General features: G+C 69.9%; 22 protein-coding genes. 13 read left to right on the top strand and 9 right to left on the bottom strand.

Going from position 1 to position 24,746, the window contains the following annotated elements; genetic code table 11:
* Positions 1 to 218: 218 nt before the first annotated feature.
* Positions 219 to 1,712: a lysyl oxidase family protein gene (locus OWR29_RS34565; protein ID WP_267567641.1), complete on the top strand. Its 1,494-nt coding sequence runs from the start codon at positions 219 to 221 to the stop codon at positions 1,710 to 1,712.
* Here the strand turns inward: OWR29_RS34565 and OWR29_RS34560 are convergent.
* The gene (locus OWR29_RS34560; RefSeq protein ID WP_267567639.1) at positions 1,709 to 3,082 is read right to left on the bottom strand and encodes an acyltransferase family protein; all 1,374 of its coding nucleotides are present in this window, start codon (positions 3,080 to 3,082) and stop codon (positions 1,709 to 1,711) included. The genes OWR29_RS34565 and OWR29_RS34560 overlap by 4 nt on opposite strands.
* Before the next feature lie 288 nt (positions 3,083 to 3,370).
* Between OWR29_RS34560 and OWR29_RS34555 the strand changes: the two genes are divergently transcribed.
* Both OWR29_RS34555 and OWR29_RS34550 read left to right on the top strand, forming a co-directional pair.
* Entirely contained in the window at positions 3,371 to 3,646 is a 276-nt protein-coding gene (locus OWR29_RS34555; protein ID WP_267567638.1) for a hypothetical protein, read from the top strand.
* Entirely contained in the window at positions 3,643 to 4,011 is a 369-nt protein-coding gene (locus OWR29_RS34550) for a hypothetical protein (protein WP_267567637.1), read from the top strand. The genes OWR29_RS34555 and OWR29_RS34550 overlap by 4 nt, the downstream gene beginning before the upstream one ends.
* Here the strand turns inward: OWR29_RS34550 and OWR29_RS34545 are convergent.
* Together OWR29_RS34545 and OWR29_RS34540 are read right to left on the bottom strand one after the other, a co-directional pair.
* Entirely contained in the window at positions 4,008 to 4,670 is a 663-nt protein-coding gene (locus tag OWR29_RS34545) for a response regulator (RefSeq protein ID WP_267567635.1), read from the bottom strand. The genes OWR29_RS34550 and OWR29_RS34545 overlap by 4 nt on opposite strands.
* Before the next feature lie 66 nt (positions 4,671 to 4,736).
* A complete protein-coding gene (locus OWR29_RS34540; RefSeq protein ID WP_267567634.1) occupies positions 4,737 to 5,855 on the bottom strand; it encodes a sensor histidine kinase in 1,119 nt (372 codons plus the stop codon).
* Positions 5,856 to 6,001: 146 nt separating this feature from the next.
* Between OWR29_RS34540 and OWR29_RS34535 the strand changes: the two genes are divergently transcribed.
* The 5 genes from OWR29_RS34535 (at position 6,002) to OWR29_RS34515 (ending at position 11,597) form a co-directional block, all read left to right on the top strand.
* The gene (locus OWR29_RS34535; RefSeq protein ID WP_267567633.1) at positions 6,002 to 6,994 is read left to right on the top strand and encodes a carboxymuconolactone decarboxylase family protein; all 993 of its coding nucleotides are present in this window, start codon (positions 6,002 to 6,004) and stop codon (positions 6,992 to 6,994) included.
* The gene (locus OWR29_RS34530; RefSeq protein ID WP_267567631.1) at positions 6,994 to 7,473 is read left to right on the top strand and encodes a DUF6220 domain-containing protein; all 480 of its coding nucleotides are present in this window, start codon (positions 6,994 to 6,996) and stop codon (positions 7,471 to 7,473) included. The genes OWR29_RS34535 and OWR29_RS34530 overlap by 1 nt, the downstream gene beginning before the upstream one ends.
* 29 nt (positions 7,474 to 7,502) lie before the next feature.
* A complete protein-coding gene (locus OWR29_RS34525; protein ID WP_267567630.1) occupies positions 7,503 to 9,197 on the top strand; it encodes a multicopper oxidase family protein in 1,695 nt (564 codons plus the stop codon).
* A gap of 29 nt (positions 9,198 to 9,226) precedes the next feature.
* Positions 9,227 to 9,586 (top strand): YciI family protein, encoded by a 360-nt coding sequence (locus OWR29_RS34520; protein ID WP_267567629.1) that lies wholly within the window; start codon positions 9,227 to 9,229, stop codon positions 9,584 to 9,586.
* Between the two features lie 64 nt (positions 9,587 to 9,650).
* Entirely contained in the window at positions 9,651 to 11,597 is a 1,947-nt protein-coding gene (locus OWR29_RS34515; protein WP_267567628.1) for an acyl-CoA dehydrogenase family protein, read from the top strand.
* Between the two features lie 46 nt (positions 11,598 to 11,643).
* Here the strand turns inward: OWR29_RS34515 and OWR29_RS34510 are convergent, their stop codons facing one another.
* Positions 11,644 to 12,696 (bottom strand): M48 family metallopeptidase, encoded by a 1,053-nt coding sequence (locus tag OWR29_RS34510; protein ID WP_267567627.1) that lies wholly within the window; start codon positions 12,694 to 12,696, stop codon positions 11,644 to 11,646.
* Positions 12,697 to 12,940: 244 nt separating this feature from the next.
* Between OWR29_RS34510 and OWR29_RS34505 the strand changes: the two genes are divergently transcribed.
* A complete protein-coding gene (locus OWR29_RS34505) occupies positions 12,941 to 13,801 on the top strand; it encodes an alpha/beta fold hydrolase (RefSeq protein WP_267567626.1) in 861 nt (286 codons plus the stop codon).
* 166 nt (positions 13,802 to 13,967) lie between these two features.
* Here the strand turns inward: OWR29_RS34505 and OWR29_RS34500 are convergent, their stop codons facing one another.
* Together OWR29_RS34500 and OWR29_RS34495 are read right to left on the bottom strand one after the other, a co-directional pair.
* Positions 13,968 to 15,062, bottom strand: a complete 1,095-nt coding sequence (locus OWR29_RS34500) for an endo-1,4-beta-xylanase (RefSeq protein WP_267567624.1) — start codon at positions 15,060 to 15,062, stop codon at positions 13,968 to 13,970.
* 94 nt (positions 15,063 to 15,156) lie between these two features.
* On the bottom strand, positions 15,157 to 15,717 hold the full coding sequence (locus OWR29_RS34495) for a GNAT family N-acetyltransferase (RefSeq protein WP_267567623.1): 561 nt from the start codon (positions 15,715 to 15,717) through the stop codon (positions 15,157 to 15,159).
* A 64-nt stretch (positions 15,718 to 15,781) separates the two neighbouring features.
* Between OWR29_RS34495 and OWR29_RS34490 the strand changes: the two genes are divergently transcribed.
* A complete protein-coding gene (locus OWR29_RS34490) occupies positions 15,782 to 17,755 on the top strand; it encodes a protein kinase domain-containing protein (protein ID WP_267567622.1) in 1,974 nt (657 codons plus the stop codon).
* On the opposite strand, the gene OWR29_RS34485 is transcribed toward OWR29_RS34490, so the two are convergent.
* Positions 17,748 to 18,833, bottom strand: a complete 1,086-nt coding sequence (locus OWR29_RS34485; RefSeq protein WP_267567620.1) for a phospholipase D-like domain-containing protein — start codon at positions 18,831 to 18,833, stop codon at positions 17,748 to 17,750. The two genes, OWR29_RS34490 and OWR29_RS34485, sit on opposite strands and share 8 nt — an antisense overlap.
* Before the next feature lie 66 nt (positions 18,834 to 18,899).
* Here OWR29_RS34485 and OWR29_RS34480 point away from each other — a divergent pair, with 66 nt between their 5' ends.
* On the top strand, positions 18,900 to 19,451 hold the full coding sequence (locus tag OWR29_RS34480) for a phosphoesterase PA-phosphatase (RefSeq protein ID WP_324291288.1): 552 nt from the start codon (positions 18,900 to 18,902) through the stop codon (positions 19,449 to 19,451).
* Here OWR29_RS34480 and OWR29_RS34475 read toward each other — a convergent pair whose 3' ends face one another.
* Together OWR29_RS34475 and OWR29_RS34470 are read right to left on the bottom strand one after the other, a co-directional pair.
* Positions 19,452 to 20,618, bottom strand: coding sequence for an RtcB family protein (locus OWR29_RS34475; RefSeq protein ID WP_267567618.1), 1,167 nt, complete (start codon positions 20,616 to 20,618; stop codon positions 19,452 to 19,454). It lies immediately after the preceding gene.
* Positions 20,619 to 20,682: 64 nt separating this feature from the next.
* On the bottom strand, positions 20,683 to 21,744 hold the full coding sequence (locus OWR29_RS34470) for a hypothetical protein (RefSeq protein ID WP_267567617.1): 1,062 nt from the start codon (positions 21,742 to 21,744) through the stop codon (positions 20,683 to 20,685).
* Positions 21,745 to 21,853: 109 nt separating this feature from the next.
* Here OWR29_RS34470 and dacB point away from each other — a divergent pair, with 109 nt between their 5' ends.
* Positions 21,854 to 23,338 (top strand): D-alanyl-D-alanine carboxypeptidase/D-alanyl-D-alanine endopeptidase, encoded by a 1,485-nt coding sequence (gene dacB, locus OWR29_RS34465; RefSeq protein WP_267567616.1) that lies wholly within the window; start codon positions 21,854 to 21,856, stop codon positions 23,336 to 23,338.
* Positions 23,339 to 23,347: 9 nt separating this feature from the next.
* A complete protein-coding gene (locus OWR29_RS34460; RefSeq protein WP_267567615.1) occupies positions 23,348 to 24,739 on the top strand; it encodes a serine hydrolase domain-containing protein in 1,392 nt (463 codons plus the stop codon).
* Positions 24,740 to 24,746 lie beyond the last annotated feature (7 nt).

Genomic DNA, 24,746 nt, shown 5'->3' with positions numbered 1-24,746 from the left:
TTTCCGGCATAGATCTTGTGGTGCACCGAGTATGGGAAAGTCGGCTCTCGATCCACTGTCGGTCGGCTCTCGTCGCCGTCTCGCCCGCTCAGACGGTCGGATCGCCGACAAGACATGGCTGATTCGACCCTCGTCGGGGCCGGGCTCACAGCTAGCTCACAGGTCACCCGATCTCATAGGCCCACATTCATTTCGTACGGGCCAATGGGGGAACGATCGTGAGTCGAGCTCGAAGGTGGGGGCTGGCGGCGCTGGCGGGAGTCATGCCCGCGACGCTGGCCGTGGTGGGGATCCAGGTCGCGGATGCGGCCGCGGCGCCGGCCGGGCCGCGGTTGATGGCGGCCGGCAAGAACGTCACGGCTGAGCGATACGACGCCGGCGATCAATTCGCGGTCAGCCTCGACCTCGGCCTGAACGTCGTCGCCGGGCAGGAACCGATCCAGGTGCGCGCGAAGCGCAAGTCGTACGCGGAGCCGATCATCGCCGAGGCGGTCAGCAAGAGCGGCAACAAGCGGCTGCCGGCCGCCAACGTCCCGGACATGTCCGGGCTCAAGCGCTTCTCGACCGTCACGATCAAGGACGCCAAGGGCAAGGTGATCCGGCTCTACACGACCAACTTCTGTCCGAACACGTACGACTCGGTGCGCACCCGCCCGGACGCGCCGGCGCAGACGCCGTATCCGCTCATGTGCAATGAGGGAAACCCGTTCACTCTCGGGTCGGTGTGGGGCATCCAGGCCGGATGGGCCGCCTCGACCGAGGACGCGCCTCCGACCGGCAAGCTGTTCGACCTGCCCGTCGGCAAGTACACGGTCGGCGTCACGGTGAACGAGGCGTACCGGAAGGCGTTCGGCATCGCGCTCAAGGACGCGTCCGTATCGCTCAATCTGACCGTCAAGAAGGGCGAGTTCAGCGAGAAATCGCTCACGAACGAGCAGGACCACGCACATCATGGGCCACAGGTGTCCGATTACCGGCCGGAGTACCGGGTCGCGGCCAAGCGGCCCGCCGCCGCGAAGGCGCCGGCCAACGGACCGAAGCCGGACCTGCGCTCGCTGCCCGCGTGGGGTATCTCGATCTCGCAGGGCGCCAAGAACAAGTGGTACGTCAACTTCGGTGCGACGGTGTGGAACGCGGGCAACTCGCCGCTGCTGGTCGACGGTTTCCGCCGCAGCGGCCAGGGCCTGATGGACGCGTACCAGTACTTCTTCGACGCCCAGGGCAACCAGGTCGGCGCCGCCCCGGCCGGCACGATGGAGTGGGACGCGAGGGCCGGGCACCAGCACTGGCACTTCACCGACTTCGCGCAGTACAACCTGCTGCGGTCGGATCAGAAGCTGGCGGTGCGTAGCGGCAAGGAAGCGTTCTGCCTGGCCAACACCGACCAGGTGGACTACACGATCCCGCTCGCCAAGTGGCGGCCGCTGAACACCGATCTCGAGACGTCGTGCGGCCTGGAGAACTCGGTCGGCGTGCGCGAGGTGCTCGACATCGGAAACGGCGACACCTACACGCAGGACCGGCCGGGGCAGTCGTTCGACATCACCGGCCTGCCCAACGGCACGTACTACATCCAGGTGAAGGCCAACCCGGCCGGCAAACTGAGCGAATTGAGCGCAACGAACAACACCGCACTGCGCAAGATTGTGCTCGGCGGCACCGCGAAGAAGCGGACGCTCACGGTGCCACCGGTCAACGGCATCAAGGGCTAGCGGGGCGGGTTCTCCGGATCGGAGCCGGGCACGCGGGCAGCCCCGCTGGCCCGGCTTCCGTACACAGTTCCGCTGCGCGGCGCCGCCGGCTCGGCGGGTGGCGCGGCCGCGCTGTGGAAGTCGACGCTCACGCCGGCTCCGTAGCCCGGGTTCACCGACCGACCGGCGGCCGGGTTTTCCGCCGTACGCGGGGAAACCGCGACCGACGCAGCCGGGGTGACCGAAGCGCCGGCAACCGCCACTGCCGGGGCGCCCGCACCGGCCAGAGCCGGCGAAGCAGCCGGCCACAGGGACGCCTTGCGCTTGGCCGACACGTCCTCGACCCAGCCGAACAGCAGCACCGCGACCAGCACCATGGCCGTCTCGAGCACGAGCATCCACACGATGTACTGGAACGTCGCCCACGGCACCTGGTAGTGCTCGAGCACCAGCGCGCCCAGCGTGATCAGCGGGAAGTGCCAGAGGTAGATCGTGATGGCGCGGGCGTTGATGACCCGCACCGACTCGGACAGCCACTTGTAGTTGGCCTTGTCGAGCACCGCGAGCGTCGGCCGGAAGCGCAGAACGATCAGAACGAACGCAAGTGACCACATCGTGCGCGCAATCGGCTCTTCATTGAGGTCGAAGCCCCACGCCGTCGGGTGCGTGAACAGCCAGTACAGGCCGATGCCGCCGATGACGGCCGTCACCGACGCCCAAACGAACACCGGCAACTTGTGCAAACGGCCATCGCGGTGAGCGAAGCCGGCGATCCAGCACGCGGCGTACGTGACGAAGTCCCACATGATGCCGTCGATCGGGTCGGGCAGCCGGAACCCGGTCAGGTGCAGCGCGGCCAGGGCGGCCAGCGGCAGGACCAGAACGACCCAGCCGAGCTTCTTGTACGCGAAGTACAGGATCGGCGAGACCAGGACGAAGATCAGGTACGCCCGGAGGTACCAGAGCACCTCCCAGAACGGCTCGCCCCACGAGCTGCCCGGCGGGTCCTCGAGCGGGAACAGCCAGAAGATCAGGTTCAGCTTGTGGAGCGGGTGGTCGGGGTCGCTGGTCGACCAGCCGTGCCAGAACATGAGCGGCAGCGCCACGGCGGCGAACGTCCAGAGCGCGGGCAGCAGGCGGCGGATGCGCGACCAGACGGCCTTGCGCGCGCCGCCCTTGGCCAGCGAGGCGGCCATCAGCGAGCCGGCGATCGCGAACATGACGCCCATGGCCGGCAGCACGTAGGTCAGCCAGGCCCAGCCGAACGCGTGGTAGACGACGACGCGGACGATGGCGAGTGCACGCAGCGTGTCGATGTAGCGGTTGCGGGGCGGCTTGGCCGCCGGTATCGGCACGGCCGTGGGATCGGCCGCAGCGGTTGTCGCAGTCATGGGATGGGCCTCCGCCACGGGTCGTGATCACACAGCCCTCGTACAGGATCATGGCGACGACCTGCGCGTAAACCATCGAACGCCGTACGACAGCCGTCCGTCCGGTCAGGTTGGTGTGCCCGTCCGGTGGCGTGTTTCCAGAGGTGTCGAGGCACGCCCATCATGGCTACGCAAAGTGACGGTCTGGCTCCGACGCGGCTGCGGCCTAAAACTTGTCGTACCCCAGGACTAACTTGAGCGATGAGTTACCGACGTCTCGTTGGTCCTACCACCGAGGAGGAGATGACGATGAAGACTTTTCTGACCGCCGCTCGCGCCGAGGCCCTGTTCACGAGCCCGCTCGCCACCGGCAGCCGCCCCTCGTTCGACGCGGTCGACGACGCGATCCGCATAGCTGTGCGTAACCACCACGGCGTGCGCGGCTGCGCGGCCGACGTCGCCGGTGAGTACGGCGACCACCCCGACGTCGCGGTCCCCCGCATGCGTTGGGCCCGCCGCCTGGTCGAAGAGCTGTACGCCGCCCGTCCCAGCCACCGCCGGGACCACTGGGCCCTCGTCGCGTGACGGTTCACGGCCGCATGATCGCCGACGGGCTGCGGCCCGGCGCTGAGTTCGCGCCGCCGGGCACGCGAATCGTCAAGGTCTTCCGCGTCGACCAGGGCAACTCGGCCGGGCCGGGCCAGCCCCGGTTCTGGACGATCATCGACTTCGAGGCCGACGACGGCGAGGCGGTGGCGTCCGCGCTCGCCGGGTCGCTCGACCCGGAGGGCGGTTGGTACGCCGACTTCCAGGACGGTGACGACCACGTCGTCGTCTACGCCGGCAAGGTCTTCCGGTACGGGCCGGACGACCGCGACACGTACGTGGCCGCGGTCGAGTGGGGGCGCCGGGTGGGCGTCCCCGAGCATCAGCTGGACTGGGAGAGCTAGCGCCGCCGGGGCGTGACCAGCCCCGACTCGTAGGCCCAGACCACCAGCTGAGCCCGGTCGCGGCAGTGCAGCTTGGTCATCGCCCGGTTGACGTGGGTCTTGGCGGTCAGCGGGCTGATCACCATGTGAGCGGCGATCTCGTCGTTGCTCAGGCCGCGCGCCACCAGCTCGACGACCTCCTGCTCGCGGGCGGTCAGCACGTCCCGCCCGGCCGTGGGGTGAGCCGGCGGGTGGCTGGAGGCAAACTCGCTGATCAGGGTGCGGGTCACTGCCGGGGCGAGCAGCGCGTCGCCGCGGGCGACGACGGTCACCGCCTGCAGCAGGTCGGCCGGGTCGGCGTCCTTGAGCAGGAAGCCGCTGGCACCGGCGCGCAGGGCGGCGAAGACGTACTCGTCCAGGCCGTAGTTCGTCAGCATCAGAACGCGTACGCCGGTCAGCGCCGGGTCGGCTGCGATGCGCCCGGTCGCCTCGATCCCATCGAGGCCCGGCATCTGCACGTCCATCAGCACGACGTCCGGCTCGAGCTGCCGCGCGAGGTCGACCGCGCCGGCGCCGTCGGAGGCCTCGCCCACCACCTCCAGGTCGTCCTCGGCGTCGAGCAGAGCCCGGAAACCGGCCCGCATCAGCGCCTGGTCGTCCGCGAGCAACACCCGGATCATGCGGCGCCGTCCACGTGCGCCATCGTTTTGTTCACGCGGCGCCGTCCACGTGCGCCAACGTTCTGTTCATGCGGCGCCGTCCAGGGGGAAGGTCGCGCGTACTGAGAAGCCGCCGCCGTCGCGGTGGGTGGCTTGCAGCGTGCCACCCAGGCCGGTGACCCGCTCGCGCATGCCGCGCAAACCGACGCCGGGCGTCACCGGCCGGTCGGCCGACGCCTCACCGTCGTCGAGCACCGAGACGGTCAGCCGGGCCGGCGCGTACTCCACGTGCACCTCGGCGCTGGCCGGACCGGCGTGGCGGGCGATGTTGGTGAGCGCCTCCTGCACGACGCGGTAGCCGGCCTGATCCACCTCGGCCGGCAGTTCCGCCGGCCCGCCGGTGACCGTCAGCTGCACCGGCACCCCGGCCGCCCGGGTTCGTTCGGCGAGTTCTTCGACCCGCTCGAGCCCGGCTCGGCTCAGCTCGGTCGGCGATCGCAACACCTCGAGCGTTTCGCGCAGCTCGCGCATGGCGGCGCCACCGGCCTCCTGGATCGCCAGCAGCGCACCCGGCGGTTCCTCGCCACGCTTGCGCGCAAGATGCACAGCGATTCCGGCCTGCACCTTGATGACGGAGATGCTGTGAGTGAGCGAATCGTGCAAGTCGCGCGCAATCCGCAGGCGCTCCTCCCCCGCCCGGCGCAGTGCGACTTCCTCGCGGGTGCGTTCGGCGTCGACCGCTCGCTGCTCGACCTGCTCCAGGTAGGCGCGCCGCTGCCGGGCGACCAGCCCCGCCACGTTGGCGGCCACGAACCAACCCAGAAGCAGCGTCGTACGCTCGACGATCTGCTGGCCGGGCTGGCCTTCGGGGGCGACTGACACGTCGTACGCGAGAAAGCCGCCGAGGAAGACGAGGCTGGTCACCGCGGCGGCTGCCCGATAGCCACGCCAGGCGGCAATGTAGACGGTCGCCAGCACGGCGAAGGCAGCCGACACCCCGGCGTGCACGCGCACGTGCAGGGTCAGCATGCTCGCGGTCACCACGATGAGCGATGACACCGGAAAATGACGGCAAACGGCCAACGCCGCCGCCATGACCAGAACGAGAGCGACGTCTATCGCTCCCACCGGGCCGGCGTCGGGCGCGATCGCGGCGTTGGCCAGCAGGAAACCGCCGAGCACGACGCCGCCGAGTAGGTAGAGCACGTTTCGCACTCTAGGACGGCGAATGGTCCTGAGGCGTCCCTCCGGCGCGGTAGAAGTCGCGTACTACGGCCGCGGTATCGGGTGATCGGGAAGTGTCTACTGAGGCAGGACGCTTTCGCGGGGCGTCGGGCCGAGCATCGGATGCCATGACATACCGCTTCTTCACACCCTCGATGGCCAAGGCGGCGACCGGCCGCACCGCGCACGTCTACGGACAATTGCGCGAAGACTTGCTCGGACCGTTGCCCACCTTCCAGGCCCTCTCGGCCGAACCAGAGATTCTGACCGCGACCTGGGCGTTGATGCGCGAGGCGCTACTCGCCGGCGGCGCTTCCCGGGTTGAGCGCGAACTGATCGCAGCTGTCGTTTCGCGCACGAATCGCTGCTCGTTCTGCACGGACGCGCATGTGACGTTGTTGCATGCGCTCAGCGAGCACGAACTGGCCGAAGTGATCGCTCGCGGCGATCCGCCGCCGAGACCGCGGCACGCGACGCTCGCCCGGTGGGCGGCGGACAGCCGCAGTCCGCGGGCGTCGAGGTGGTCGAGCCCGTACTGCCCGGAGATCACCGGCACCCTGCTGGCGTTCCACTTCATCAACCGGATGGTGTCGGCGCTGCTCGCCCCGGACCTGCTGCCGGGCGGCCTGCAGCGGTTCCCGGCGGTGCGGTCGGCCGGCGGCCGGTTCTATGCGCGGACTGTGCGAGAGCCGAAGGAACCTGGCCGGAGCCTGGCGCTTCTTGACGACCCGGGTGCGGAACCGCCGGCTTGGGCCGGTGACAGCCCGGTGGGCGTGGCCTATGCGTCGTTGCGGACAGCCGCCGAGCGCGGTGGTGCGCTCTTGAGCGAAGCTGCACGCGAAACCGTCGTGGCCACCGTGAGCTGGGAGGACGGGCGGCACCCGGACCGGCCCGGCGAGTGGGCCACCGACCTCGTCCGCGAGCTGCCGGGCCGTGACCGGGTGGGCGCCCGGATCGGGCTGCTGGCCGCGTTCGCGCCGGCCGCGATCAGTCCGGGCGATGTCGCATTGTGGCGGCTTACGCATCCGTCCGACACCGATCTTGTACGACTGCTGGCGTACGGCGCGATGGCGGCCACCGAGCATGTAGCGCAGACGCTCGTCCCCTCCGGGAGGCCGTGATGCGCCGGGCGTTCGTTGTCGTCAGCACGATCACGCTTGTCGTGTTCGCCGTTCAGTTCGTGTTCGCGGCTGTCGGCGCGTTCACCGAACCTTCGAGCGACAGTGCGTACGTGTTGCACAGCCTCACCGGCATGGCCGTGATCCCGGCGCTGGTGTTGCTCACAACCTTGTTCGCTGTGCTGGCCAAGGCGCCCGGGAAGTTGATCGGGATGGCGATCCTGCCGCTCGGGCTGACCCTGCTGCAGGCGTTGCTGGCCGCGCTGCCGGACGCCTTCGCCGACGAGACGGGCGGCAGCACGGTGGTCGGCCTGATCTTCGGTGGGCTGCACGCCGTGAACGGGATCATCGCCGTGCACGTGGTGGTCGGAGTCGTCCGCGGGGCAAGCCGCCTGGCGTCGTCGGGCGTTCAGGAGCCGGCCTCGACCGACGCTTCGGAACCGGCGCCGGCCGGCTCTCTCGGAGCGGCTGAGCCGACATGACCACGGGTTCGATCATCGCCGCCGACCTGGTGATCGCGGTGCTGGCGGCCGCGGGGTGGCTCGGGGCCGGAGGGACTGCGGTCGCCGGGCGACGGCGGATCGCCACCGGGTTGGCCGCCCTGGCGCTGGTCGCCACCCTCGCCCGGGCGGCCACCACGGTCGCGCTGGCCCGGGCCGGTTGGTGGTTCGCGGCGGAGAAGGTTGTGATCGCCGCGCCTCTGTCGCTGGCGGCGGTTGTGGTCGGTGTCCGGCGTACGCCGGTGGCGCTCTTTTTCGCCGGATTTGCGGCGACCGGGGCGGTGCTGGTCACGGTTCTGCACGGCTATCCCGTTTCGGCGGCGGCGGCATTACTCACGGTGGCCGGGATTGCCGCGGCCACTGCGGTGACGTGGCGTTTGCTGCATCGGCGGACATCGCGTCCGAGCGTGGCGGTGGCCGTTGTCGCACTCGTGGCCGGCACCGGCTTCGCCGTGATTGCGACCGCCTCCCCTGAGCCACCGCACCGCCATGTGCCGGTGGCGGCCGCAACAACGACCACGTCGCGTCAGGCTGTGAACGGGCCGACGAAACGTTTGACCCTGACGGCCGGGACGATCGACGGCGCTTGGGCGTTTAACGGCCAGGTGCCCGGCCCCGAGATTGCGGTCACGGTGGGCGACACCCTTGAGGTGACCTTGCGCAACCGGGATATCGATCGTGGCGTCACGCTGCACTGGCACGGCTACGACGTCCCGAACGATCAGGACGGCGTGCCCGGCGTCACCCAGGATGTTGTGCTGCCCGGCGGGCAGTTCGTCTACCGGTTCAAGGCTGATCAAGCTGGGACCTACTGGTACCACACGCATTCCGCCTCCGACATCGGCGTCCGCATGGGCTTGTACGGGGTTCTGGTGGTCCGCCCGGCGCCGGGCGCAGCGACCACTGGCGACAACGAATGCGCAGTCCCGAACGGGTCATGCGCGGACGTCACCGTGCCCCTTCATACGCTCGGTGGCCGGCTGCTGCCCGAGCCCACGACCGCCCAGCTCGCTGCGGGCACGCCCGTGCGCCTGCGGCTGATCAATACGGATAGCACCACCCATCGATACGCGGTCGCCGGGGCACCGTTCCGGGTCGTCGCCATCGACGGCGTGAAGTTGGACGGCCCCACCCCGCTGGAGAACACCGCTCTGCTGATTCCCGCCGGCGGCCGGTTCGATGTGCTCACCGGAGCTCCGGCCGCGCTGTTCGTCGACGGGCGTCTCGTCCACTCGACTGGCCCGGTGCCGCCGACGCCGGGCGCGTGGCCGGTGTTCGATCCGCTCACTTATGGCGCTCATTCACGCGCACCTTGGTCGCACATTGACCGTTCGCTCACTTTGGTGCTCGATCGTGGCCTCGACCTGCGCGGTTTGCTGCCCCGATACGCGCATACGGTCAACGGCGCCGCCGATCCCGACATCCCGACCCAGGTCGTCCATCGCGACGAAGTCGTCAGGCTGACCATCGTCAACCGCTCATTGGTCGTTCATCCTTGGCATCTGCACGGCCATCATGTGCTCGTTCTCGCGCGTAACGGCAAGGCGCCGACCGGAAGTGCGCTGTGGCTGGACTCGTTCGACGTCCGCCCCGGCGAGGTGTGGGAGGTGGCGTTCCGCGCCGACAACCCGGGCATGTGGGCCAACCACTGCCACAACCTGCCCCACGCCGAAGCGGGCATGATGCTGCACCTCATGTACGCCTAGCCTGCACGGAATGCTCGTAGGCTGCGCGCATGAGGTTCGATCAGCACACGCTCGTGTTGTTGGTGCGGCCGCCGGACGCGCCGGAGTTGAGCGAGGCCGAGGCCGACGCGCTGCAGGACGCCCACCTCGCCTTCCGCGCGGATCTGCGCGACCGCGGCTATCTGATCGGCGGCGGCCCGCTCGTCGGCCAGGACGACGAGCGGCTGCGCGGCATCTCGGTGATGGCGACCGACCCCGAGACGGCCCGCGAACTCAGCAACGCCGACCCGGCGGTGCGCGCGGGCCGCCTGGCCGTGCAGGTCATGACGTGGATGGTGCCGGCCGGCAACCTCCGCTTCACCGATGTGCCGGCGCCCCGCTCGATGGCCGAGGCGCAGGCCGATGACTGACGGTTGACTCCCAGACTCGCGGGGTATGGTTGCTACTCGTCAGTAACAAAGGGTGGAGGGCGACATGCTCAGCTCGCGTCTGCAAGAAGTGCTCGATGGCCGGTGGGCGCACGTCCGCAAGGCGGCCCGCGCCGAACTCGCCGGTGACAAGTTCGTGGCAGTGCCCGGCGAGACCATCGACGAGGCGCGCGAACGCGTCACCCGGCTGCTGCGGCAGCTTCCGTCCGACCCGGGCGTCGCGGCCGGCTTCCCGATCGAGTACGGCGGGCAGTCCGACCCCGGAGGCTCGGTGGTCGCGGCGGAGATGCTGGCCCAGATCGACCTGTCGTTGATGGTGAAGGCAGGCGTGCAATGGGGCCTGTTCGGCGGCGCCGTGACCGCGCTCGGCACCAAGCACCACCACGACCGCTACCTGCGCGACATCATCTCGGCCGACCTGCTCGGCTGCTTCGCGATGACCGAGACCGGCCACGGCTCGGACGTGCAACAACTGCGCACAACGTGCACGTACGACCCGTCGACTCAGACATTCGACCTGCACACCCCGCACGAGGCCGCGCGTAAGGACTACATCGGCAATGCCGCCCGCGACGGGCGCCTGGCCGTCGTCTTCGCGCAGCTCATCACCGGCGGCAAGCGTTACGGCGTACACGCCTGGCTGGTTCCGATCCGCGACGACGAAGGCAACCCGCTGCCCGGCGTGACGATCGGCGACGACGGCCACAAAGCCGGCCTGCTCGGCGTCGACAACGGCCGCCTGTCTTTCGACCACGTCAGTGTGCCGCGCGACATGCTGCTCGACCGGTACGGCCAGGTGGCGCCCGACGGCACCTACACCAGCCCGATCGACAACGACGTCCGGCGCTTCTTCACCATGCTGGGCACCCTGGTCCGCGGTCGCGTGGTCGTCGGCGGGTCGGCTGCCAACGCCGCCAAGAGCGCGCTCACCATCGCCGTCCGCTACGGCGAGTCGCGCCGTCAGTTCGCCGCCCCCGGCGAGTCCCGCGAGATCGCCCTCAACGACTACCTGGCCCACCAGCGCATTCTCGGCATCAACCTGGCCCACACGTACGCGTTGCACTTCGCCCAGGACGAGCTGGTGGCCACGCTGCACGAGGTGCAGACGGCCGAGGGCCCGGTCGACGAGCACCGCCAGCGCGAGCTCGAGTCACGCGCCGCCGGCCTCAAGGCGGCCCAGACCTGGCACGCCACCCGGGCCATCCAGGCCGCGCGCGAGGCGTGCGGCGGCGCCGGCTACCTGGCCGAGAACCGGCTGCCCGGGCTCAAGGCGGACACCGACGTCTTCACGACGTTCGAGGGCGACAACACCGTACTGCTGCAGCTGGTCGCCAAGGGCCTGCTCACCGGCTACAAGGACGCGTTCGGCTCGCTCGACGGCTGGGGCCGCGCCACCTTCGTCGCCGAGCAGGTGCGCTCGATGGTCTTCGAACGCACAGCAGCCCGCGGCCTGATCCAGCGTTTGATCGACGCCGTGCCCGGCCGCGACGAGGAGGTCGCGCTGACCGACCGCGGCTGGCACCTGGCCTTGTTCGAGGACCGCGAGAAGCACCTGCTGGAAGGGGCCGTCCGGCGGCTGCGTGCGGGCGCCGGCCAGAAGAAGGCCCGCCAGTTCGACATCTTCAACGACGTGCAGGACCACGTGCTCGAGGCGGCCCGCGCGCACATCGACCGGATCGTGCTCGAGGCCTTCGTGGCCGGCATCGACCGCACCGCCGACGACGAGGCCCGCGCGCTTCTCTCGAAGGTCGCCGACCTCTACGTCCTGAGCACGATCGAGGCCAACAAGGGCTGGTACCTGGAGCATCAGCGCCTGATGCCGGCCCGGTCGAAGGCGGTCACGGCCATGGTCAACGACCTGCTGCGCCAGCTGCGCCCGCAGTTCACCACCCTGGTCGACGCCTTCGCCATCCCCGAGGAGTGGCTGAACGCGGCGATCCTGCGCGAGGAGCCCGGCCGCCAGGACACGATGACCGCCCACGACGAGGCCTGATCCCCCGGCGGCGGCGCGGCCTCGATTCCGCGCCGCCGCCGGACGGTCAGGCGCCGTCCCCGTTGTTGCCGCGGCCGTTGGCCCAGTTGCGAGCCCCGCGCGCCGCCGACCCAACCAGGTCGGCCGCCCCGCCCGCGGCCTTCCGGGCGAAGGTGACCAGCGGGTCGGGCGAGTCATGGAACGAGTCGCGGTAGCTGGCCGCGGCCGCCTTCACGTCCGCGGTCACCGAGGCGTCCCGGTCGTCGTCACGGCGCGGGTAGTCGCCGCCGAGGATGCGGCCGTAGTCGCCCGAGTCGACCCACTTCTGCAGCTCGGCGGCGCGGGCCACCGGAACCGGCTCGCTGCTGAAAGCGGTCATGCCGATCTTGTGGATGCTGTCGCGCAGGTCGCCGCCGCCCTCGTACTCCGCCGCCTGCTCGAGGAAGGCCGCCGTGTCGATCTGCGACAGGTCGCCGCCGCCGGCCAGCTTCATGAACAGCCGCAGCGAGGCCGCCGGGTCTTGCGCCGCGAGCAGCCCGGCCCGGTCGGCCGACAGCTCCGCCTTGCGCCACCACTCGTACATCGCCGCAATGATCGCCCGGAGCGCGATCACGCCCACCGGCAGCCAGCTGACGTTCGTCACCCAGCGAGTGAGGATCGTCAGGATCGTCTGGTAGACGGCGTGACCGCTGCGCACGTGGCCGATCTCGCGCCCGAGCAGCGTACGAAGCTCGTCGTCGTCCAGCTTTTCGACGGCGCCCGTGCTGATCACGATGAACGGCTTGTCCATCCCGATCGCCTTGCTCGTGATGATCGGCTGCTGGCTGACGTAGAGCTCAGGCCGCTCGGCCACGTCGAGCGAGTCGGCCGCCTCGGCGAACAGGCCGTGCACCCGCGGGTATTGCCGGTGGTCGACCCGGATGGCGCCGGCCAGGTACGACAGGCGGAACCCCCGCTCGTTCCACATGCCGAACAGACCGCGCACCACGTCGTCGAAGCCGCGCAGCTCGCGCAGCGCGGTGAGCGCGCCCCGATCGGCCGGATGCTCCCAGGCCCGCGAGCTGATGCCGGTCAGGGCGACCCGCTGCCGCGCCGGCCGGTTGTCGTCCTCCATGGTCATGTGACCCTCCCGTCTGAAGTTCCGGTGACGATAGTGGCCGATCCCGCCGACCGGCACATCCGGCCAAGGAACTGGTTCGGGCAAGCGCCGACTGCGACTTTCGGCCGATACAGAAGCGCATCGGAGCCGGTACGAAGGTCGGGGTCGCACCCAGTACCGAAGTAGCTCCCGCCGGGCTCGGGAAGCCGCGAGAATTTCCCCACGAGAGCCGATGAGTTCGCGAAGAGACAGAAGTCCTAGGGGCATGACTGCTGAGACGCACACCCTCACCACCGACGGCGCCGAGGTCACCTACGACGTGCGCCCGGGCGACGGCCCCACCCTGCTGCTGGTCGGCTCGCCGATGGACGCGGTCGGCTTCACCACCCTGGCCGGGCACTTCGCCGACCGCAAGGTGGTCACCTACGACCCGCGGGGCATCGGCCGCAGCAAGTTCACCGCCGGCCAGACCACCACGACCCCCGAGCAGCACGCCGACGACCTGAGCCGGGTCATCGACGCCGTCGGCGGCGGCCCGGTCGACGTCTTCGCCTCCAGCGGCGGCGCGGTCAACGCGCTCGCGCTGGTCACCGCCCACCCCGAGCAGGTGCGCACGCTGGTCGCGCACGAGCCGCCGGTGCTGGCCGTGCTACCCGACCGCGAGAACGCCTCGGCCGCCACCAAGGGCATCGCCGAGCTCTATCAGCGCGAGGGCATGGGCCCGGCGATGGTGAAGTTCATCCTGATCACCAGCCACAAGGGCGAGGTGCCGGCCGGCTGGATCGACCAGCCCGGCCCCGGCCCGGCCGACTTCGGCATGCCCGCCGAGGACGACGGTTCGCGTGACGACGTGTTGCTGTCGCAGAACCTGATTCCCTGTACGCACTACGAGCCCGACTTCGCCGCCCTGCGCGCCGCCTCCACGCGCATCGTGATCGGCGTGGGTGAGGAATCGGTCGACGAGCTGGCGCACCGCGGCGGCGAGGGCGTGGCCGCCGGCCTCGGTGTCGAGCCGACGTCGTTCCCGAGCCACCACGGCGGCTTCCTGGGCGGCGAGTACGGCCAGCAGGGCGACCCCGACAATTTCGCGGCGACCCTGCGCAAGGTGCTCGACGAGCAGGCCTGACCCTAGCGCTGCGCAAGGTGCTCGACGAGCAGGCCTGACCCTAGCGCTGCGCAAGGTGCTCGACGGCCGGACCTGAACCGCACGGTGAGAAAGCGGGCCGACGAAAGGGCTTGACCCGCACGCCTGCCCTGGCCTGGGAACGGGGGGCCAGGGCAGGCGGGGGTGATCAGCGACGGGCGCGGGCCAGCGTGTCGCGCAGGGTGTAGTAGGCCGGCTTCTTGCCGAAGTCCTCCCACATCACGGTGGCGGCGCCTTCGGCCGGGAAGAAGACCGGCACCCACGAGTACTTGTCGGTGAAGCCCCAGATCGTGAACGAGTTGCAGTCGTCGACCGCGAGGCAGGCGTCGAGCACGGTCTTGTAGTACGAGGCCTGCGTCTGCAGCTGCTCGGCGGTCGGCACGCCGCCCTCGGGCAGGTCCATGCGCACGTCGAGCTCGGTGATCGCGGTCTTGAGGCCGAGGTCGTCGAAGCGCTGGAGCACACCGGCCAGCTGGTCGGGCGCGCCATAACGCATGCTCAGGTGGGCCTGCGACGCGAAGCCGTGCAGCGGCACCCGTTGGGCCAGCAGCTGCTTGGCCAGAGCTTCGTACGCGTCGACCTTGACTCCCGGCCACTCGACGCCGTAGTCGTTCAGGAACAGCTGCGCCTTGGGGTCGGCCTGGTGGGCCCAGCGGAAGGCGTCGGCCACGATGCCCGGACCGAGCCGGGTGATCCAGATGTTCTCCGGCCGGTACTCGCCGTTCTCGTTGAAGATCTCGTTGGCCACGTCCCATTGCTGGATCTTGCCCTTGTAGCGGCCGACCACCGTGAAGATGTGCTTCTTGAGGATCGAGCGCAGCTCCGCGTCGGTGAAGGTGCCCTCGTTGAGCCAGGCCGGGTTCTGGCTGTGCCACAGCAGGGTATGACCGCGGACGACCTGGCCGTTCTGGCGCGCGAAGCGGACGATCGCGTCGGCCGGCCCGAAGTTGTACTTGTTCCGCTCGGGGTGGATGAACTCCCACTTCATCTGGTTCTCGGGCGAGACCGAGTTGAATTCTTTGGCGAGCACCCGACGGTAGGGCTTGTCGTAGGTGAACGGGTCGGGGTAGGGCTGGTCGAGGTGGTGGCCGCCGCCGGCGACCGCGGTGCCGATCCGCAAGTCTCGGGGCGCTACCGAGCGGAGCGTCTTGGCCTGCGGATGAGCCTGTACCGGCTGAACCACAAAACTGAGAGTTGCCGTGGTGGCGAGGACGGCCACCACGGCCCGGGCTGCGTTTCTCATATGGACTCCTTCGAGGAACGATCGATGGATGTCGTACCCGTAACTTCCGGAGGTTCCTCGAAACTTATGCGTCGCAGCGGAGTCCGTCAATCTCTCAGGCGGTAGCCGGCGGGGACGAGTCAACCGACGGATAGATGCGGATGATTGTCGTGCCGCTCTCCCCCGGCGCCTCGACCTCGCGGTCCTCGCGGGCGGCCTCGGCGAACCCGGCCTTGATGGCCACCGCGCCCGAAGCCTTGTTCGCCTCGTCGTGCTTGATCGCCACCCGCTCGATCCCGGGCAGCGTCAGGGCGACCCGGGTGAGCGCCCGCACCGCCGCGGTCATGAAACCCCTTCCCGCGTACGGCGTTCTGGTCCAGTAGCCGATCTCGAGCACCCCCGGACCCATCCGGGTCATGAGCCCGATCGAGCCGGCGAGCTCGCCGATCGCGGTGAAGATCGCGTAGTTGTACTGGGTGCCGGCGTCCCAGTCGGCCCGCGACCGCGCGATGTACTCGCGGGACTCCTCCAACCCGTACGTGTCGGTGGCCCACGGAAGGAATTGCCGCAGCTCAGGCAGCGATTCCTGGATGGCTTCGACGGCGGCCGGGGCCCACTCGAGCTCCCAGCGCTTGAGCACCAGCTCACCGGCATTGATCATCTCTGGCGGTTCCATCCGCAGAGCCTCCCGCCGCCCGCCTCGCGCGGCAAATCGTTTCCGCCGGGTAGGTTTGGCTGCCGTGGCAGATCAACTCCGACCCGGCGACCCCGCGTACATCGGTCGTTACCGGACGCTGTCGCGGCTCGGCGAGGGCGGCATGGGTTCCGTCTTCCTGGCCGAGGCGCCGGGCGGGCGGCTGGTCGCCGTCAAGGTCATCCGGCCCGAATACGCGCACGAGGAGGAGTTCCGCGCCCGGTTCCGCAGTGAGGTGAGCCGGGCTCGCGAGGTGCCGCCGTTCTGCACGGCCGAGGTGCTCGACGCCGACCCCGATCACGCCACGCCGTACCTGGTTGTCGAGTACGTCGACGGGCCGAGCCTGAACGAGGTCGTCGCCGAGAACGGGCCGCTGGGCGGGGGCAGCCTGCACGGTGTGGCCGTCGGTGTGGCGGCCGCGCTGGCCGCGATCCACGGCGCCGGCGTGATCCACCGTGACCTCAAGCCCCGGAACGTGCTGTTCGCGCTGGGCACGCCCAAGGTGATCGACTTCGGCATCGCCCGGCCGCTGGAGCCGACGAGCTATCACACCCGGCCGGAGGTCGTGGTCGGCACGCTGGCGTACATGGCTCCCGAGCGCCTCGACCCCGAAAGCGACCGGCTGCTCACTCCGGCCGTCGATGTCTTCGCGTGGGGCGGCGTGGTCGCGTACGCGGGAAATGGTCGCACCCCGTTCGGTGGCGACACCCCGGCGGTGACCGCGGCCCGGATTCTCACCCAGCCGCCTCGCGTCGGCGACCTGCCGCCGTACCTGGCCGAGCTGGTCACCGCATCGCTCGAGAAAGACCCGGCCAACCGCCCGACGGCGCCCGAACTGCTCGACCGCCTGCTGGTCAGCGGCGCGTCGAGCGCTCCCCCGCTGCCCGCTCCGCTGCGCCAGGAGGCCGAGGCGGCGGCCCGGCAGAACCGTCGTCCCCGTCGTCGTCGCCTGCTGATCGCCACCGCCGCCGTCACCGCTCTCGCCGCCGTGGCCGGCGCGGGCTTCCGTCTCACGGCCGGACCGGAACCGGCGCCGCCACCGGAACCGGCCGCCGCCGCGGCACCCACCGGCCCGAGCATCTTCGACTCGCTGCGGCGCGACGCCTTCTTCGGCAAGACCAGCGACGAGAACGGCTCTTGCAGCTTCCGCAACGGACTGCGCATCCGCACAGCGAAGTACATGGTGTGCGCGCCGTACACCGGCACAGTCTTCCCGCCGAGCCAAAGCGTCTCGGTCAACGCGACGCTGACCGGCGCCCGGTCGTGCGCGACGGTCTGGTTCCGCGCCACCAAGGAGCAGGAGAACTACGACTACCTGGCCGACGCGTACAAGGTCGCGCTGTGCCCTGGCGAGGTACGCTTGAGCAGCACGATCGATGGCCGCGAGACGGTGATCGCCACCGAGAAGCGGAACACGACGATCGGTGCGGCCCACCGGATCGAGGTGGTCGCCAACGAGCGGGAGGCGACAGTCGCCGTCGACGGCTCGCCGGTCCTCGGCGGTCCGCTGACCGAGACTTCACTGGTCAGCGGGCGGGTCATGTTCGGCGCAGCGGGCACCCGAGCCGACGTGACGTTCACCGACGCTCAGTTGCGCTCGGGCGACAACCTGGGCGCCCCGGCCGTTCCCGGGTTCGTGACCGGTGATGCCCGGTTCACGGCGGGCGCCTATCTCACGTACGACATCGGACGAGTCGCCATCGTCGAACCGACCGACTATCTGCCCGGGGCGGAGTACTGCCGGCGCTACGCCGTGGCCGCCTCCTCGCCCAAGTGCGCGCAGAAGTACGTGCCCGCGCCGAGTTCGACGCAGGTCACGCTGCCCATCGCCGAGAACCGGACCTACTTCGACTACCGCAAGAACCCGGTCAAGTGCCTCGATGCGAAGACGCGCGCCGGCACCTGCGAGGTCAGCTTCGACCAATTCGTCACCACCACCGGTGAGCCGTCCCCGCGACCGCTGCTGGTGACTGTCCGTGGCGGCGAAGTGGTGTCGTTCGCCCGGCTCGACGTCAGCTGACCGGCCGGGACAGATCGGCCACGATGCGGTCGATCTCGGCCAGCACGTACGCGGCCAGTTCGCGTTGCGCCTTCTCGGCCGCCGGGTCGGTTTCCTCCAGGTCGCCGAGCACCACGATGTTCTCGTCGTTCAGAGTCGCCGCCGGCGCGGTGTAGTTGAAGCTGCCCACGATGACCAGACGCTCGTCAATGACCATCAGCTTGTGGTGCACCTTGCGCACTCCGTTACCGGGCGTGTTCTCGTACAGAAGGGCGCCTTTGGTCTTGAGAGGTTGCGTGGCCGCCCAAGCCTGGCTGCCCTGGCCGCGATCGAGGACGCCGCGCACCGGAATGCCCGCTTTCAGCAGCCAGAACATGGTGTCGTCGATGCCCGAGGACTGCGCGAAGGTGAACATCGCGAAGTCCACCCGATGCTCGGCCTTGAGCATCTGCTTCATGATCTCCATCTCCGGGCCCTGGTGCGGCGCGAAGATCGGCTTGATCCGGATGCGGCCGAGGCGGAACTCGCGCGGCTTGGGCTCCCGCCGTTCGCGGAGCTCGCCGAACGTACCGCTGCGCAAACGCTCGAACTCGCGCAAGTAAAGCGACGCCGCCGTCTGGCCGTGCAGAACGAGCACATGGTTGAGGTTGTTGCCGTTGTCGTTCTTACCGGTGTCGGTGAGCGTGAAGTTGGTCGAACCGGTGAGCACCGCCGCGGTGGGCGCCCCAGGGTCCCGTACGACGAATTTCTGGTGGAAGATCTTGGGGTTGAGGTCGGTGACCAGGTCGACGCCGGCCCGCAGGAGCGCCGAATGGATCACCCGGTTGTGCTCGTTGTCGCCGGCGAGACTCCACGGATCGGCCAGCGGCGGATCCTCGACCAGATAGTCGCCCTCGAGAATGATCTGCACGCTCACCTTGCGCGCTTTTGCCGCCAGCACGGCCTCCGCGACTGCTCGCGAGTCGAGTTCCTGCACCGCGATCAGCAACGAGTCGGTCGCGCCCGCGATGAAGTCGCGGATCACCACGTTCAGATCGTCCGGCCCGCCGAGCACGGACGGCCCCGTGTAGAACTCCACACTGCCCAGGTCGATCCCCATGCGGTCAGTGTGCGGCCTCGGCGCACCGGCCGGTGTCACCTGAACGACGGGCCGTATCGTTCCGGGGTGACCAAGATCGGATTCGCCCGGGTGCTGACCGAGGTGTTCGCGCCGGGCGTGCTGGTCGCGGTGCTGCTGATCGTCGTCGGTGGTTGGTGGGGCGTAGGCGCGGCGGCTTTCACGGCGGGCATTCCCATGGCGTACGTCTTCCGGGGCGTCCGCCGCGGCCGGCTGACCGACCATCACATCCCCGAGCGCGAACATCGCCGAGGGCCGCTGCTGTTCGGGCTCGCCTCGGTGGCCGTCGGCACGACCACACTGGTGCTGCTCGGCGCGCCATGGCAGTTGCTGGCGCTTCTTGCGGCCGGCGCGACAGGTCTGGTCGTGTTCGCGCTCGTTACCGCGCAGTGGAAGATGTCCATTCATGCCGGGGTGGCCGCCGGGACGGTGGCAGTGCTTGTCGCTGTGTACGGGCCGGTCGCGTTGGTCGCCGCGCCCCTGGTGCCGTTGATCGGATGGTCCCGGCTCGTGCTGAAAGCGCACACCTTCGCGCAAGTCGTGGCCGGGACGACCGTCGGAGCGGTGATCGCCGCGACGGTCTTCCCGGCCCTGCGCTAGCTAGTCGCCCTTGACGTTGACGATCTGGCGCAGCGTGTGCCGCACCTCGACCAGGTCGTCCGCGTCCTGCATGACCACGTCGATCGGCTTGTAGGCGCCCGGGATCTCGTCGAGGAACGCGTCGGTGTCGCGGTACTCGATGCCCTTCATTGCCTCACGCAGCTGCTCGCGCGTGAAGGTCTTGCGCGCCTTCGACCGCGACAGCTGACGGCCCGCCCCGTGCGGCGACGAGTTCAGCGCCACCGGGTTGCCCTTGCCGACCACCACGTACGAGGCGTCGCCCATCGACCCCGGGATGAGCCCCGGCCGGCCCTTCTCGGCGTTGATCGCACCCTTGCGTGAGAGCCACACCTTCTTGCCGAAGTGCGTCTCCTGCTCCGTGTAGTTGTGGTGGCACTGCACCCGCTCCAGCTCGTGCACCGGGCCGCCCACGAACTCGGCGAAACAGTCGACCACCCGGTCCATCATCTCGTCGCGGTTGGCCAGCGCGAAGTCCTGAGCCCAGCGCAGCTGACGGATGTAGGTCCAGAACTCGTCGGTGCCCTCGGCCAGGTACGCGAGATCCGGGTCGGGCAGGTCGATCCACCACCGCTTGGCGGCCTCCTGGGCCACCTTGATGTGATAGGTCGCGATCTTGTTCCCGACCCCGCGCGAGCCCGAGTGCAGGAAGAGCCAGACCTGGCCCTTCTCGTCCGCGGTGACCTCGATGAAGTGATTGCCCGAGCCGAGCGTGCCCAGCTGCAGCTCCCAGTTGCCGGCGAACCGGCCCGGCTCGAACCCGGCCTTGTCCGCCTTGGCCGCCAGCTCGTCGAGCCGCTTGCGCGCCGTGCCGGTCACGCTCGTGTTGTACGACCCGGCACTCAGCGGCACGGCGTTCTCGATGGCCGTCCGCAGCTTCGCGAGGCCCGGCTTCAGCTCGTCGCGGTGATACTGCGTCCGTACGGCGGCCATCCCGCAGCCGATGTCGACGCCCACGGCGGCCGGGATGATCGCCCCCAGCGTCGGGATCACCGAGCCGACCGTGGCCCCCTTGCCCAGGTGCGCGTCCGGCATGAGGGCGATGTGCGGGAAGATGAAGGGCAGGCGGGAGGCTTTCTCGGCCTGTCCCTTCGTCTCCGCTTCCAGCATGCTGGCCCAGTTCACCAGACGCTCGTTGATCTTCTCCATCGCAGTCACTCCTTCCGGATTCGGCCTGCTCACGCTAGCTGGCCAAGATCCGGAGCGCCTCCGATTAACGCGCCACGACGGTGACCTGTCCGCTCGTGCCGAACGCCACGTTCTTGCCGCCGGTGGCCACGACCCGCAGCGGCCAGGTGCCCTTGGTGATCGTCTTGGGGATCGCGTACGAGCCCCCGGCCTTCACGGTGCTGACGGCGACCACACCCCACTTGCCGCCGGCGTAGCGCTGCAGGCTCACCTTGGCGCCGGCCTGCGCGGGGCGGACAGCGCCGGTCACCGTGATCCTCTGGTTGGCCTTGGGCTTGGTGGTGCTGGCCTTGATCGTCACCGCGAAGCGGACGGTGACGGTGACCGAGGAGCTGGCGGGCCACTGGCCCTCGGACCCGGCGTAGGTGGCACGGAAAGCCGTGGACACGGTCTGCTGAGTCTTCAGGGACCACCGCAGATTCGCGCCGGTCTTGAGCGTCGTCACCTTGGTCCAGGTCGGGGTGCCCGCCGCCCGTCGCTCGATAAGGATCGGCTCGCCTGCCCGCGGGCCCGAGCCGGAGACCGTGACCGAGGCGCCGGCCGTCGCTGTCGCGGGCGCGGCGGAAGGAGCCAGCGTGGTCTTGTGCAGAACCTGCTCGGCCACCCCGCTCTGGCCCTTCGGGCCGCTCGCCCATACCCGTACGCCGTAGGTGAGAGCGGGGTCGAGCCCGGTGAACTGCGTCGACCGGGCGGTCGCCGGCAGCTCCCGAGAGGCGATGGGCGTGGGCGGCAAGGTGCTGCCCGGCGTCGGCGTCGGCGTCACACCTGGTCTGGGCGTCGGCAACGACGGCGGCGTGGCGTCGTAGAGGCTCACGTAGAAGTGGTTGAACGTGACGCCGTCGGGCCGGTCGCCCTCGGTCCACTCGACGAGCGCGACGCCGCCGGATCTACCAGTGACGGTGAGCTCGACCGCCGGCGCCACCGGGGGGACCTGGGTGAACATGGGCCGGAGCGTCACCTCGGCCGCCGCCTGCCCCGTCGTCCCGGCCGAGGACTGCGATGCGAAGATCATCATGCCTGCGCCGAGGGCCGTGGCGGCCACCGTTGCGATGATCATGCCGCGTACTCGGGTCTGCCTGATCGTCATGCGTCTCCCTCGCCGATACCGATGACGGCGGAACGGTACCGGACCGGCGTTCTCCCGCGATTCCTCCGAACGCCCGACCCCGTCGGAGTGTCCGCTCGTTGATCAACACATGATCCGCTTACGGCGCGGCGCGCTGGCGCTTGGACTCAGCCTGTCCCTCGCTTTCGTAGCACCGGCCTCGGCCCTAGCTTCGACCCCGGCTTCGGCGGCGGAGCCGGCCGGGATCGCGCAGTCGATCGACGACATCCTGGCCGATCCCGTCCTTGCCGGATCGCAGGTCGGGGTCGTGGTGGCCGACGCGCGTACCGGGGCCACGCTGCTGGATCGCGCGGGTTCGCGCCGGCTGCTGCCGGCCTCGAACGCCAAGCTGTTCACCTCGGCCGCCGCGCTGGCGATTCTCGGGCCTGGTCATCGCTTCACCACGGAGGCCCGGGCGTTGGGCGGTGACCTCTATCTGCGCGGCGAGGGAGACCCGGCGCTCACTCCGGGCGGGCTCGACGCGCTGGCCCGTGACGTGGCCTCGTCCGGACTGCACGAAGTCACCGGTGATCTGGTGGCCGACGACACCTCCTTCGACTCGCAGCGGCTCGGGCTCGAATGGGCCTGGGACGACGAGGCCTTCTCCGGCGCGGCTCCCGTCTCGGCGCTGACCCTGGCGCCCGACAAGAACTATCTGGCCGGAACGGTGAACGTCAAGGTGTCTCCGGCGCCTGTGGACAGAGCGCCGGCCCGGGTCTCGACGAGCCCGGCGAGCGAACAACTCACCGTGGTCAACAAGACCGTCACCGCGCATGGGATCACTCCGGTGACGGTGACGCGGAGCCACGGCGGGAACACCATCACGGTCACCGGGGCCATCGGCCAGGGCACGCCGGCGGTGGTCGAGCCAGTCACCGTCCGAGATGCGACAGCGTTCACCGCGGACGTCTTCCGCCAGGCACTGCGCCGGCACGGCGTACGGGTAAAGGGCCGGATTATCACCGGTCGGGCGACTCCGGCGGAGGCCTTGACCGTCGCCCGCCACACCGGACCGCCGTTGCGAGAGCTCATGGCGCCGCTGCTCAAGCTGTCCAACAACAACATGGCGGAGCTGCTGATCAAGGCGATCGGGCGCAAGGCGGCCGGCGTCGGCTCGTGGCCGGCCGGCGCCAACGCGGTCGCCGCCTATCTGGGCCGGCTCGGCGTCGACACGAGCACGATGCGGCAGGTCGACGGCTCCGGACTGTCCCGGCGCAACCTCGTCCCGCCCTCGGCTTTCGCGCGGTTCCTGATCGCCGTACGGGCCGAGCCCTGGTTCCCGATCTGGTCGGCCGCCCTGCCCGTCGCGGGCAATCCCGACCGGATGATCGGCGGCACGCTCCGCAACCGGATGCAGGGAACCGTCGCCGCCGGCAACGTGCGCGCCAAGACCGGAACCCTCACCGGCGCCTCGGCTCTGTCCGGCTACGTGACGACGCCTGATCACCGTCCGCTCGTCTTCTCGGCGATCATCAACAACCAGCTGTCACCCTCGGTCACGCCCGTCCTGGACCGCATCGCCGTGGCGCTCGCCGGTTATCCACAAGCCCCGAAAACTGTCGGTCCGCTGTTGTAGTTTCCCGGCATGCCATCGACCCAGCCGGATCTGCTGCCCGAGACCGACCGCGCTCTGCGCCACCGCCTGGCCACCACCCAGGTGTCAGCGCGGGCGCCCTCGCTGGTCGGCGCCGTCGTCCGCGACGGCCGTCCGGTGTGGCTCGAGGGCCGCGGCAGCATCGACGGCGCACCGCCCGGCCGCGACACCCAGTACCGCATCGGCTCGATCACCAAGACCTTCGTGACGCTGCTGGTGCTGCGCCTGCGTGACGAGGGCCGCCTGACGCTGGCCGACCCCCTGGGCGACCATCTGCCCGGCACCGCGATCGGCGACGCCACCATCGGCTCGCTGCTGGCGCACACCGCCGGCCTAGCCGCCGAGCCGCCCGGCCCGTGGTGGGAACGCAGCCCCGGCTTGCTCCGCCCCGAGCTGGCCGACGTGCTGCGCGACGACCCGCTGGTGCACCCGCCGGGCCGGCGCTTCCACTACTCGAACCCCGGCTTCGCTGTGCTGGGCGCGCTCGTTGCCCACCTGCGCGGCAAACCATGGACAGAGGCGTTGGCGGCCGAGGTGCTCGAGCCGCTCGGCCTGACCCGCACCGGCCCTCAGCCGAGCGCTCCGCACGCCACCGGCTGGGCCGTGCACCCGTGGGCCGACGTGGTGCTGCCCGAGCCGATTCAGGACTACGGACCGATGGGCCCGGCCGGCGAGCTGTGGTCCACGGCCGGCGACCTGGCCCGCTTCGCCGCGTTCCTGCTGGCCGGCGACGATCGGGTGCTGGCCCCGGCCAGCCTGGAAGAGATGCGCTTCCCGGCCTCCGCGCCCGAGGCCGGCTCCTGGCAGTCGAGCTACGGCCTCGGCACTCAATTACTGCGCCGGGGCGACCGCCTGCTGACCGGCCACACCGGTTCCGTCCCCGGCTTCCTGGCCACCGTCTGGGTCAACCACGACGAAGGCGTGGGCGCCGTCGCCCTGGCCAACACCACGGCGGGCCTGCCGATCGGCGGTTTCACGGCCGACCTGCTCGAACTCGTCGCCGACCGCGAACCGCGCATCCCCGACCCGTGGCAGCCGCTCCCCCACGTCGACCGGGCGCTTCTCGACCTGGCCGGCCCCTGGTACTGGGGTCCCGCCCTCTACGTGCTGCGCCCGCTGGCCGACGGCTGGCTCGAGCTGGGCACTCTGGCCGGTGGGGACCGCGGCACCCGCCTGCGCCCCACCGGCGACGGCACGTGGGTCGGCCAGACCGGCTACTTCGCCGGCGAACTCCTGCGTCCCCACCACGACGACGCGGGCGCCGTGACCCACCTCGACCTCGGCACCTTCGTCTTCACCCGCCAGCCCTACGCTCCGCCCGGCGTCATCCCCGGCGGCATCGAACAGCCTGGCTGGCGGACCGATGAGCCGGGGACGAGGTGACGGCGTG

The organism is Paractinoplanes pyxinae (assembly GCF_026626335.1).
In the GTDB taxonomy this organism is placed as follows: Bacteria; Actinomycetota; Actinomycetes; order Mycobacteriales; family Micromonosporaceae; genus Actinoplanes; species Actinoplanes pyxinae.
Note: the sequence above shows the minus strand (reverse complement) of the source record. Positions and strands in the feature narration are given on the sequence as shown.